Origin of the sequence: Pseudomonas kulmbachensis (assembly GCF_963681935.1) — a bacterium.
Lineage (GTDB): Bacteria > Pseudomonadota > Gammaproteobacteria > Pseudomonadales > Pseudomonadaceae > Aquipseudomonas > Aquipseudomonas kulmbachensis.
This window is the reverse complement of the sequence record NZ_OY817088.1, coordinates 2,726,462-2,738,628: the sequence shown is the minus strand read 5'-3', so window position 1 is coordinate 2,738,628 and position 12,167 is coordinate 2,726,462. Positions and strand designations below refer to the sequence as shown.

Below are 12,167 nucleotides of genomic sequence, written 5' to 3'. Positions count from 1 at the left end.
ACGAGGTTCTTATGCCTGAATTCAATGCCCCGCTTCGCGACATGCGCTTTGTCCTGCACGAAGTATTCGAAGCCCCTGCGCTTTGGGCCCGGCTGCCAGCACTGGCTGACCATGTGGATGCCGACACAGCCGATGCAATTCTCGAAGAAGCAGCCAAAGTCACCGGCCAATTGATTGCCCCGCTCAACCGCAGTGGCGACGAGGAAGGCGCACAGTGGCAAGCCGGTCAGGTCAGTACGCCCAAAGGCTTTAAGTCAGCCTATGACACCTATATCGAAGGTGGCTGGGTTGGGTTGTCGGGCAACCCGGAGTTTGGCGGCCTTGGCATGCCGAAAATGCTCGCGGTGCAATTCGAAGAAATGCTCTACGGCGCCAACTCCAGCTTTGCCCTGTACTCGGCACTCACCAGTGGTGCCTGCTTGGCCATCGACGCCCATGCCAGCCATGACCTTAAAAGCACTTACTTGCCACCTCTGTATGAAGGCCGCTGGGCCGGGTCCATGTGCTTGACCGAAGCCCATTCCGGCACGGACCTGGGGATTATCCGCACCCGCGCCGAGCCGCAGGCAGACGGCAGTTTCAATATCAGCGGGAGCAAGATTTTCATCACTGGCGGCGACCAGGACCTGACCGAAAACATCATCCATCTGGTGTTGGCCAAACTGCCGGACGCGCCAGCCGGGCCTCGGGGCATTTCCTTGTTTTTAGTGCCCAAGGTGCTGGTCAATGCCGATGGTTCGCTGGGGCACGGCAATGCCGTGAGCTGCGGCTCCATCGAACACAAAATGGGGATCAAGGCTTCTGCCACCTGCGTGATCAATTTTGACGCCGCTCGCGGCTGGCTGATCGGCGAAGCCAACAAGGGCCTGGCAGCCATGTTTACCATGATGAATTACGAGCGCTTGTCGATCGGCATTCAGGGTATCGGTTGCGCTGAAGCGTCCTATCAAAATGCCCGTACCTATGCCCGTGAACGCCTGCAAAGCCGTGCACCTACCGGTGCTGTGGCGCCGGACAAGATGGCTGACCCGATCATCGTTCATCCCGATGTGCGGCGCATGCTGTTGAGCATGAAGGCCATGACCGAGGGCGGTCGGGCATTTGCCAGTTATGTGGGCCAGCAATTGGACCTGGCCAAGTTCTCGACCGAGCCTCGGGAGCAACAGGAAGCCAGTGCGCTGGTGGCCTTGCTGACGCCCGTGGCCAAGGCTTTTTTCACCGACACCGGGTTCGACAGCTGTGTGCTCGGCCAGCAAGTATTCGGCGGGCACGGCTATATTCGTGAGTGGGGCCAGGAGCAACTGGTTCGAGATGTGCGCATTGCGCAGATTTATGAAGGCACCAACGGCATTCAGGCGCTGGACTTGCTGGGCCGTAAAGTGCTGGCCAATGGTGGGGTGACCTTACGCATGTTTACCGCACAGATCCGCGACTTTGCCACCCAACCCGGCAAGCCTTACGCCAGCGAGCTGCTCGAAGCCGTCCAGCGGCTTGAAGACCTCAGCGACTGGCTGCAAGCACGGGCCAGGGTCAACCCCAACGAAACGGGCGCTGCCTGTGTCGAGTATCTGCATCTGTTCGGCTATGTAGCGTACGCCTGGCTATGGGCGCGCATGGCCGATGTGGCGCAACGCTCGCTGAGCGCCGATCCTGCGTTCTACAGCGCCAAACTGGCAACCGCACGGTTCTATTTCAACCGCCTGCTGCCACGCACCTTGAGTCTTGAACAAGCAATCCGGGCCGGGAGTGATTCGCTGTTCGAACTCGACGCCGCAAACTTTTAGTCCCTTCGATAAAACGGCGGCCTGCTAAGGGCCGCCGCGTAGTGTTGCAGCATGGTCTGGGGAACTAAATGCTCAGCTCATCCAGCAGCAATACTTCACGATGTACCAGCAGCTCACCCACCGCGTGGGCCATCGCCTGATAGTGGGCAGTGGTTTTGTGGTGCTCGAAGGCCTCCATATCTGCCCAGCCTTCAATAAACACAAAGCACTCGGGGTCAGTACGATCCACGTGCAAGTCATAGAAAAGGCAGCCCGGCTCGGCTCGTGAACCTTCGACACAGGCGCGCAATGCCTGTTCGACAGTTTTGCCATGCCCTGATTTGGCACGCAACGTGGCAACAGTCTTGATGATTTGAGACATATCTACTTCCTACAGCTTTCGGTGACTTAAGCGCTCAATAGTTGCGCAATTTTATCCTTGATGAGGAGCCTTTGCTCCTTGAGCTTGCGCAGCACATCATCCGGCACACCGATTGCAGCGTTGGCTTCGGCGTCAACAACTTCGGCATCTTTTTCGCTGTACTGCACAAACAGTTGGTTCAGATGAGCGTTTTCGCTACGAAACTTGCTCACGGCCTCATTAGTAAGCCCCAAGTCCTGTAACAAGTCGTGCTTGACTGGCATATCTACACCTCATGGACGTTTCAGTAACGGGATCAGGCGCTGTGATCGAGCCCGATCAAAAATACGCGGTTCACTGTGAACCCACCTAAGCAATAGCACGCAATAGGTCACTCAGAAAGCCAAACGCTGATTATTAGTCATGCTGCCTGCCCTTTACCCGTAAACACGAGCCCGGACTTCAGAACGTCTTGAACAGCAGTCTCACCCATCAGGCGCCAATTTAATGGCTAAAAAATATAAAGTGATATTTTTTTGACTTTTATCGCTTCTGAACATGGGTTTGGGTATTTTCAAATGCTAAGATGCTGACTTTCCTACACGAATTAAAGTGAAGTACTACGCTTGTCGATAAAGACTAGGCCGGGCTGAAATAAAATATACGGTCAGGGCTGACTTATAACTATGCCAATCGTCATTCTATTGGCGCCATAACAAAGTTAACCCTCAAGGCGATAGCTGATTGCTCCTCATGGACGACAGTACTAAACGCCTTAAAATATGCTTATCCCTGGGGGGACGTTACGCTTGGTTCATATCAGTTTGGCCATCAGCGGTTTGCTCGATCAACAGATCGTATTGCGCGCTGGCGGCTTGTATTGGGTCTCGGTCGATCAGCCGGCGGACGCAAGGTTGCTGGCTCGCCAATTTCTGGAAGCCATCCCCGAGCACGTTCCTGCAACGCTGATTGCTGGTGCCGGTTCGGTGCAGAGCATCATCAGTGAGCTGGCTCCTGATCGCGGCCCGGACAAACTCAAGTTGTTCGAAATCGAGAAGCGGGTTATCGATCGCGGATTGGCGACGTTGACCCGTGATCTTGGCCGTGCGGGCATTGCCCCCTCAAGCCCGATCCTGCTGATTTTGCCTTCAAGCAGTTGGCCTGAAACCATCAAGGCCTCACAGTTGAAACGCTGGTGTGAGCGTGTGATTGCCTGGCTGCAAGCGCACGACGCAACGTTATTGCTGATCACCCACGGCGAAGCTGCACTGCTGCACTGCTGCACAAACAGTTGCTGCAAATCAATCAGACCCTGTCCGGTTTAAGCCATCTGTATCGCTATAACGGTGATCTGCGCTACCAGTTGAATTTCTGGCACAACGATCTGGGCGTCAGTGCGGGCCAGGAGTTCAAGCTTTCGGTACAGGACAATGCCCTGAGCGTGATCCCGCAGTCCGAGGTCTATACCCAGCCACGGGTGGCCGACGATCAGCACGTGTACCTCGCCGAGCGCACCGTACTGGAAGGTGCACCGTCGATGTCCAAGCACTGGTATCTGTTCGAAAACCGCGAAGCGTTGCTCGCAGCGGTCCAGACAGCCCGTGCTGCCACGGTCATCGTGGGTATCGACAACAGCTACCAGTTACTGGAATTGGCCCAGCAACTGCACGATATGCGTGAGCAATGCGGCCCTGATCTGAAGATCGTGGTGCGGGAAATGGAACCCTCGGTGCGCTACCGCGATGAACGTTTGTTACTGGCGTGCGGGGCTAACTTGATTGTGCCTGACGGCACCCTGCTGTCACGGTTCCTGAGCATGCTCGAAAGCGTTCAGGGCCAGCGCTGGCAATACACCCAGAATATTGACTTTGCGACACTGCTTGAACGCCAGCGCCCGCCACAGATTCGCGGCCTGGTGAGCCCTCGCGTGTTCTACGAAACCATCGAGCAGATCTACGAGGATAGCTCTGGTGAGGTGACTCACCAGTTGATGAAGTTCCAACCGGTTCCCGGGCTAAGCGAAGAGCTGTTTCTGAACCAGATGTGCCTGCGCCGTTTCGGCGACATCGCGTGCTTGTTGGGCGATGAGTTGTACCTGTTTCTGTTTGCCTGCCGCGCCGACGGCCTGGACCCGGCACTGGGCAATATCTGCCGCCTGCCCTGGCGTGACATGTTCGTCCAGCGTCGCGTGCTGAGCGGGCTCTCCGATCTGCCTGAAGAGGCCTTTATGCAGGCGGATTCGGTGCCCTCGTATTTACATATCCCGATCGAGAACACGGTCTTGCAGGCAGCACCTGGCGTCAATGAACGAGCGCCACTAACCCCCAAAAGATTAACACTGCCTATCAGTGAGCACCGTCATGACGTTTCTTGAGCTGCTTGATGTCATCGCCCTGACCTGCGTGGTGACCATATTGCTGACGCTGTTTTGGCAGCGCATCCGGATGTACCTGAAAAATCATTTCGAGCAGTACCTGTCGCCTCGCTACTTGAAATCACGCGGCGTTCGACGTCGCGCACCTGCCAGTCCTGCTCAGAGAACGCCCGATGAGTCTGTATAAATCCGATGCCGCGGCACAAAAAATTGCCGGGGCATGGCGCGGCCTGGGGGCCTGGAACCTGTATTTCCTGGCCAAGTTCCTGCTGGCCTGGACAGGCCATCTTAATTTTCAGGTATTGCCCAACCTGATCTTTGCTGTGGTCCTGCTGATTCCCATTACCCACCCGATACTGCGCCGTGTACGTACGCTGGTTGCAATTCCGGTGGCTGTGGCGCTCTTGTACCAGGACACCTGGTTCCCGCCGTTCAGCCGCCTGCTGGCACAGCCCGGCGTTCTGGACTTTTCTTTCGACTACATCGTCGAGTTGCTGGGACGCTTTATCGACTGGCAAGTGTGTGCCATGTTGTTGTTGCTGATCGTCGGTTATATCTTCCTCAGCCAGTGGCTACGCCTGACCACCTTCACCCTGCTGGGTTTTGCCTGGTTGGGCATGGGTAACCTGCAATGGCTGCTGCCACCTGCTGCCGCGCCGCAAATGGCAGGCACTCAGGCGCCAACCGGGCAAACCGGCAGTACGGGCGAGCCCGACGACGCAACGCTCAATGGTTATCTGGACAAGTTTTATCTCAGCGAGTCGACGCGCAAGGTCGAATTCAAGGAGCCTGCGGTCAAGCCGCAGCCGTTCGACCTGCTGGTAATCAATATTTGCTCCATGGCCTGGGACGACCTGGAGGCTGTGGGGTTGCGTGACAACTCGCTGTTCAGCCAGATGGACGTGATTTTCGACAACTTCAACTCGGCTACCGCCTACAGCGGCCCGGCGGCGATTCGTGTGTTGCGCGCCAGTTGCGGTCAGACCTCCCATGCGCAGCTGTACAAACCACCGGCAGATCAGTGCCTGTTGTTCGATGACTTGCGCAAGCTTGGCTTCTCCAATGAACTGATGCTTAACCACACCGGGGCATTCGACGGCTTCCTCCAGGAAGTTCGCGAACAAGGCCAGCTTCCGCCTGCGGCACTGGGTGTGGTGCCGGCAGGCTTGCCACGGACCTACGTCGGTTTTGATGGCTCGCCGATCTGGCGCGACCGCGATGTGCTGAGCAAGTGGTGGCAACACCGCCTGGCCGAAGACACACCGAGCATGGCGCTGTTCTACAACACCACCAGCCTGCACGACGGCAACCGCCAGGTGCAGTCCGATGGCGGCACCCAACCGGCTGACTACAGCAGTCGTGCACAGATCCTGCTCGATGACCTCAATGCGTTCCTTAAAGAACTGCAAAAAAGCGGGCGCCGCGTCGTGGTAGCCATCGTGCCCGAGCACGGTGCGGCGCTGCATGGTGACCGGATGCAGATTGCCGGCATGCGCGAAATCCCGAGTGACTCCATCACGCATGTACCGGTGGGTATCAAGCTGATCAATATGGGCGACAACGCTCAAACCCAGCCGGTACACATCGGCGAACCAAGCAGCTACCTGGCCGTGGCGGAAATCATTGCGCGCCTGTATGCCGATCCGGCACTGGGTAACGGCCAGACCGTGGACTGGTCGAAACTGCTCACCGACCTGCCGCGAACCCCGAAAGTATCGGAAAACTCAGGGACAGTTGTGCTGGATTACAACGGCAAGCCCTATGTGCGAATCAAGGAGAATGGCGGATGGCTGCCCTACCCACAGCGGTTCAAATAAGCGCCGATATTCTGTCACGCAGACAGCGGGCCGATGACATCGCGCGCCTCAAATCGATGATGGAGTTGCACGCACTGGAATATGTCGACGTGTCGGCCCATATGGAGCTGTTGCAGGCTTTCGAACGGTGGCCGTTGCTGGCCTACCTGGAGGCGCAGTACCAACTGCCCGTTGACCTGCAAAAACACAAGGAGCCAAGCGCATGATTGCCATGAGTTTGCGTGGCGTTCGTGGTGGCGTGGGCACCAGTTCGACACTGGCGGCTCTGGGTTATGCACTGCATGAACTGGGGCAGAAAGTCCTGTTGGTAGACATGTGCCCGGAGAACTCCCTCGGCCTGCATTTCAACCTCAACCTGGCCCCGCGCGAAGGCTGGGCCAGGGCGACGCTGGATCAACAGCCGTGGCATGAACACGCCTGGAGTGTCGAGCCCGGCCTCTGTGTGCTGCCTTATGGGCAGGTGCAGCCGACCGAATACACGCGCCTGGATGCCCTGCTGCTTGAGCAGCCGCAACTCTGGAGCCAGCGTCAGGCCGCGCTGGCGGATGCGTTTGACTGGGTACTGTTCGATCTGCCGCAGCGTTTGCCAGGGCACGCGGCCAACCCCCACTGCGATATTTCAGTGATGGTGCTCAATGCCGATGCCGCCTGCCACGTGCTGTTGCAGCCGCTACTGGCGAAAAAGCCGTTGTTTCTGGTTAACCGTTTCGATGCCGCCAGCCAGTTACAGCGCGATCTGGTGCTGATCTGGCAACATCGCTATACCCAATCGCTGGTACCCCTGAGCCTGCATGCGGACGAAGCGATGGGTGAAGCCCTGGCCAGAAGCGAGCCTGCCGGTCGCTATGCACCTGGCAGCCTGATTGCCCACGACATTATCAGCCTGGCCAGTTGGTGCCTGCTGCGTGGCCGGAGGCCTGCATGATATCGCGCTGGTTTCCCTATACACGCTTGCGTCGTGAGCAAAACTGCACCCGCTTTACTGCCTACACCATGGCGCTGATTCAAGCCCTGGGCTGGGTTTTCCTGCGCCTTGAGTCACCCAACTGGAAAGCCCTGCGTGCACAACAGTGGCGTCTGTACCCGCATCTGGCCAACAAGCGCTCCACCATTGGCGACCCGCTGCGCTACATCGTGCAAACCTTGTGGCTGCTGGTAGTGCGAACCCCCAATCTGGATCAGATCGGGCGCAAGCGTACCCGCCGTCGTGTTGGCGCGTATGTGTCGGCCGTACTCAATATTGTGCAACGGCCATGGAACCTGCTGTCCAACTCCTTTGAGCATTTACCCGCGGCCCTCAGCCCGCAAGTGAGCAAAGGCTCGCACTGGTGGAGCACCATGCGCTGGCCAACGCGCAAGGTGCTTTACATCGCCCTGGGTACACTGGCAGTGGCGTTGATCGTGCTGTGCATCACCGAACCCTTCGGTTACCTGGCGCAACTGGTGTTTGTGATACTGCTGTGGGTACTGGCAATGCTGGTGCGACGCATGCCGGGGCGCTTTCCTACCCTGTTGCTGATCGTGCTGTCGATCATTGTTTCGTGCCGTTATCTGTGGTGGCGCTATACCTCGACCCTGAACTGGAACGACAACCTGGATCTGGTGTGTGGCTTGATCCTGCTGATCGCCGAAACCTACTCCTGGCTGATTTTGCTGCTGGGCTATGTGCAGACCTCCTGGCCACTGAACCGTCAACCGGCGCAACTACCACCCGATACCGATGAATGGCCGGTGGTGGATCTGTTGATTCCGACCTACAACGAAGAGTTGTCGGTGACCCGGGGCACGGTTTACGCGGCTCTCGGGCTGGACTGGCCGAAAGACAAATTGCGCATCCATTTGCTCGATGACGGCAACCGTCCAAGCTTCAAGACGTTCGCTGAAGAAGTAGGCATCAATTACATTGCCCGTACCGACAACCGCCACGCCAAGGCTGGCAACCTCAACCATGCCCTGACGTTGATCGATGGCGATCTGGTGGCGATTTTCGACTGCGACCACATGCCCGCCCGCTCCTTCCTGCAATTGACCGTGGGCTGGTTTCTGCGTGATCCGAGCCTGGCACTGGTGCAAACCCCGCACCACTTTCTCTCGCCGGATCCGTTCGAGCGCAACCTGGGTACATTCCGCAATCGCCCCAACGAAGGCGAGCTGTTTTACGGCTTGATCCAGGACGGTAACGACATGTGGAACGCCGCGTTCTTTTGCGGCTCTTGCGCCATCGTCCGGCGTACCGCAATCGACTCCATTGGTGGCTTTGCGGTCGAAACCGTGACCGAGGATGCCCACACTGCCCTGCGTCTGCATCGTAATGGCTGGACCTCGGCCTATCTGCGCATCCCCCAGGCTGCCGGCCTGGCGACCGAAAGCCTGTCGGCGCATATCGGTCAGCGTATCCGTTGGGCGCGAGGCATGGTGCAGATTTTCCGTACCGACAACCCGTTGCTGGGTAAGGGCCTGACGATCTTCCAGCGCATCTGCTACACCAACGCCATGATGCACTTTCTGGTGGGCTTGCCGCGGCTGGTGTTCCTTACTGCCCCGCTGGCCTTTTTGTTGCTGCACGCCTACATCATCTATGCCCCGGCCGTGATGATTCTGCTCTACGTGTTGCCGCACATGATCCACGCCAGCCTGACCAACTCGCGAATGCAAGGCGCGTATCGCCAGACATTCTGGGGGGAGGTCTACGAAACGGTACTGGCCTGGTACATCGCTCGGCCCACCACCGTGGCCTTGTTCAGTCCGTCGCGGGGCAAGTTCAACGTCACCGCCAAGGGCGGCATGATGGAAGAAAACCAGTTTGACTGGCAGACCGCCAAGCCATACCTGGTGCTGTCGCTGCTCAATGTGTTGGGTCTGGGGTTTGCCGTCTGGCGCCTGTTTACCGGGCCCAAGGATGAGATTTTCACCGTGCTGGTCAGTGTGCTGTGGGTGGTTTACAACCTGCTGATCATCGGTGCCGCGGTAGCCGTTGCAGCTGAAGTGCGTCAGGTGCGTCACACCCACCGCGTGCTCACACGTTTGCCAGGCGCGATCAGGTTGGCCGACGGCCACAGCTATCCCTGTGAGCTGGTGGACTACTCGGACGGCGGTGTCGGCCTGCAACTCAGCCAGCCGCAACAACTGCCTGTCGGTACACCGGTGTCGCTGATTCTTCAGCGCGGCAACCGCGAGTTTGTGTTCACCGGCATGCTGACTCGCTCCCATGATTTGTTTATGGGCTTGAGCTTTGCCCAGTTGCCGCCCGAACAAAAAATTGCGTTCGTGCAGTGCACCTTTGGCCGCGCCGATGCATGGCTCGATCACAACAGCGGATTTGAAGCCGACAAGCCGATCCAGAGTCTCAAAGAGATTCTCGCCCTTGGTGTTAAGGGCTACTACCGCCTCTACGAATACATGCCAGCCTGGCTACGCCTGATGGCACGACCTTTTTTACGCGTTTTCCAGTGGCTGGGCAGCTTTTTGCCGCGCATGCCAAAAGCGCCCACCCCCTTATCTTCCGGCCAGTGAGCAGATCATGAGTCGCATAACTAAAAAAGTAATCTTCGCCAGCCTCGCGCTGATGACCTTCGCCTCACAGCTGATGTCGGCCCCCTTGCCTTTACCCGGCAATTCATCTGTATCCACTGCACTGCCAAAACCACCGGCCGAGCACACGGACCAGGTGTTGCCAAGTTGGCCGGTGACCTACACCTTTGAGCAACTGGGGCGCGCTTCCGACACCCTATTGCTGGGTATCAACAGCGCCGAGCAAGTGGAGTTCGGCCTGCGTCGCGACCGAATCGCCAGCGATGCCAGCCTGCAACTGGAATACACACCCTCGCCTGCGCTGATCCCGACGCTGTCGCATATCCGGGTTTACCTCAACGACGTGCTGATGGGCGTGCTACCGATCGAGAAAGACCAGCTGGGGCGCAAAACCTCGCAGAAAATGGCTCTCGATCCACGACTGATTTCGGACTTTAACCGGGTACGCCTGGAGTTTATCGGTCACTACACCGATATCTGCGAAGATCCGGCCAACAACACCTTGTGGGTCAATATCAGCCGTGGCAGCGGCATCGTTCTGCAAGAACAGGCCTTGAGCCTGCAAAATGACCTGGCGTTCTTCCCGCTGCCGTTCTTCGATCCACGCAACAACGGCCCGCTGGAGCTGCCGTTTGTGTTCGCCGCCAACCCAACGCTTGGCGAGCAAAAAGCGGCAACCATCCTGGCGTCATACTTCGGTAGCCAGTCCAACTGGCGCGGAGCAAATTTCCCTGTGTTGTTCGACACCCTGCCCAAGGTGCCTAACAAGGATGCAATCCAGCCAACAGTCGTGTTCGCCACCAACGATCACCGACCTGCATTCATGAGTGATCTGGAAAAATTCCCGGCCGTGACGGCACCTGTGGTCGAGATGATTGACCACCCGGATGCGCCTTACAGCAAGATTTTGCTGGTCATGGGCCGCAACGAGGAAGACCTGGCAACAGCCGCCAAGGCGCTCGCGCTGGGTGGTAACCTGCTGCGTGGCTCACGCGTGACCATCGATAAGGTCCAGGAGCTTCAACCGCGTAAACCTTATGACGCCCCGGCCTGGATGCGTACCGACCGGCCCGTGCGCTTTGCCGAGCTGATCTCCTATCCGCAGCAGCTGCAAGTCAGCGGGCTGCAACCACGGCCTATCACCCTGGATGTGAACCTGCCGCCCGACCTTTTTGTGTGGCGCAACCAGGGTATTCCGCTGCGCACGCAATACCGCTACACCGCGCCATCGGCCAATGATGATTCGCGCCTTAACATCAGCCTCAACGACCAGTTCATCACCAGCCTGCCGTTGCTGCGCAAAGACACCAGCAACCTTGAAGAGCTGCGCCTGGCAGTGCTGTCCAATGACACGGCCAACGTCAACGACAAGTTGATCGTACCTTCGCTGAAAATTGGCGACCGCAACCGCCTGCGTTTCGACTTCAACTTCGCCAGCACCATGGGCAGCGCCCAGCGTGATCGCTGCCAGACTATCCTCCCGGCCAACACCCAGGCGATCATCGACGAAGACTCGACGATCGACATGTCCGGCTATCACCACTACATCAGCATGCCGGACCTCAAGGCATTCGCACGTAGCGGCTTCCCGTTCAGCCGCATGGCCGATATGTCGGAATCCATCGTGGTGGTGCCGAGCAAAACCACACCGACCCAAATCAGCACCCTGCTGGAAGCCGTGGCCAGCATCTCCGCCCGCTCCGGCTACCCGGCCTTTGGCGTGCGCTTGAGCAATGACTGGCAAGCCGCATCCAAGGAAGATGCCGACCTGCTGTTGTTGGGCGAAATGGCCCCCGATATGCGCGACAACCCGGACTTGACCCTGTTGTTGCAGCGCCAGCGCGACATGTTGGTACAGCCTTACGGCACTTCCGGCATCGATGCCAGTAATCGCCGCGGCCCCTCAACTGACGGTCGCAACATGCCGGCCAACCGGGTCGAAGTGACAGCACAAGCACCGATTGCGGCAATTCTGGGCATGCAGTCGCCGTCTCATAACCAGCGCAGTATCGTGGCACTGCTGGGCAATGACGATGCCGACTACAGCCTGCTGCGCGAGGCCTTGGGCGACAGCGGCAAGATGGACGCCGTTGCGGGCTCGGTGGCCTTGATCCGCAGCAGTGGGGTTTACAGCCAACTGGTCGGTGACCAGTACTTCGTCGGCAACCTGCCGTGGTATCTGCTGCTGTGGTATCAGCTGTCTGAACACCCGGTGTTGCTGGCAGTACTGGCAGTGATCAGCGTGGTGCTCAGTGCATTCCTGTTGTGGCGTGCCCTCAGCTGGGCGGCCAACCGTCGCCTGCACAAGGATGACTGAAGCT

At 58.2% G+C, this 12,167-nt stretch carries 11 protein-coding genes; 9 read left to right on the top strand and 2 right to left on the bottom strand.

Annotated elements, in window-relative coordinates; all coding sequences use genetic code 11:
* The first annotated feature begins 11 nt into the window (after positions 1-11).
* Positions 12-1,784 (top strand): acyl-CoA dehydrogenase C-terminal domain-containing protein, encoded by a 1,773-nt coding sequence (locus U5A05_RS12390; RefSeq protein WP_321833079.1) that lies wholly within the window; start codon positions 12-14, stop codon positions 1,782-1,784.
* Positions 1,785-1,848: 64 nt separating this feature from the next.
* Here the strand turns inward: U5A05_RS12390 and U5A05_RS12385 are convergent, their stop codons facing one another.
* Together U5A05_RS12385 and U5A05_RS12380 are read right to left on the bottom strand one after the other, a co-directional pair.
* Positions 1,849-2,145, bottom strand: coding sequence for a putative quinol monooxygenase (locus U5A05_RS12385; protein WP_261742344.1), 297 nt, complete (start codon positions 2,143-2,145; stop codon positions 1,849-1,851).
* Positions 2,146-2,171: 26 nt separating this feature from the next.
* Complete coding sequence (locus U5A05_RS12380; protein ID WP_261742343.1) at positions 2,172-2,408, bottom strand: HP1242/YdcH family protein; 237 nt, start codon at positions 2,406-2,408, stop codon at positions 2,172-2,174.
* Between the two features lie 525 nt (positions 2,409-2,933).
* Here U5A05_RS12380 and U5A05_RS12375 point away from each other — a divergent pair.
* The 8 genes from U5A05_RS12375 to bcsB are packed head-to-tail and all read left to right on the top strand — an operon-like array spanning position 2,934 to position 12,163.
* Positions 2,934-3,449: a BcsE family c-di-GMP-binding protein gene (locus U5A05_RS12375; protein ID WP_321833078.1), complete on the top strand. Its 516-nt coding sequence runs from the start codon at positions 2,934-2,936 to the stop codon at positions 3,447-3,449.
* Positions 3,416-4,498 (top strand): cellulose biosynthesis protein BcsE, encoded by a 1,083-nt coding sequence (gene bcsE / locus U5A05_RS12370; protein ID WP_321833077.1) that lies wholly within the window; start codon positions 3,416-3,418, stop codon positions 4,496-4,498. Before U5A05_RS12375 ends, bcsE begins: the two co-directional genes overlap by 34 nt.
* Positions 4,485-4,685 (top strand): cellulose biosynthesis protein BcsF, encoded by a 201-nt coding sequence (gene bcsF, locus U5A05_RS12365; protein WP_321833075.1) that lies wholly within the window; start codon positions 4,485-4,487, stop codon positions 4,683-4,685. Before bcsE ends, bcsF begins: the two co-directional genes overlap by 14 nt.
* Positions 4,672-6,315 carry a cellulose biosynthesis protein BcsG gene (gene bcsG, locus U5A05_RS12360; RefSeq protein ID WP_321833074.1) on the top strand — a complete coding sequence of 548 codons (1,644 nt, stop codon included), beginning with the start codon at positions 4,672-4,674 and terminating at the stop codon, positions 6,313-6,315. The genes bcsF and bcsG overlap by 14 nt, the downstream gene beginning before the upstream one ends.
* Positions 6,285-6,521, top strand: a complete 237-nt coding sequence (bcsR, locus tag U5A05_RS12355; RefSeq protein ID WP_321833073.1) for a cellulose biosynthesis protein BcsR — start codon at positions 6,285-6,287, stop codon at positions 6,519-6,521. The genes bcsG and bcsR overlap by 31 nt, the downstream gene beginning before the upstream one ends.
* Positions 6,518-7,240, top strand: coding sequence for a cellulose biosynthesis protein BcsQ (gene bcsQ, locus U5A05_RS12350; protein ID WP_321833072.1), 723 nt, complete (start codon positions 6,518-6,520; stop codon positions 7,238-7,240). The genes bcsR and bcsQ overlap by 4 nt, the downstream gene beginning before the upstream one ends.
* Positions 7,237-9,828: a UDP-forming cellulose synthase catalytic subunit gene (gene bcsA / locus U5A05_RS12345; RefSeq protein WP_425262883.1), complete on the top strand. Its 2,592-nt coding sequence runs from the start codon at positions 7,237-7,239 to the stop codon at positions 9,826-9,828. Before bcsQ ends, bcsA begins: the two co-directional genes overlap by 4 nt.
* Positions 9,829-9,835: 7 nt before the next feature.
* Positions 9,836-12,163 carry a cellulose biosynthesis cyclic di-GMP-binding regulatory protein BcsB gene (gene bcsB / locus U5A05_RS12340; protein ID WP_261742337.1) on the top strand — a complete coding sequence of 776 codons (2,328 nt, stop codon included), beginning with the start codon at positions 9,836-9,838 and terminating at the stop codon, positions 12,161-12,163.
* Positions 12,164-12,167: the final 4 nt, after the last annotated feature.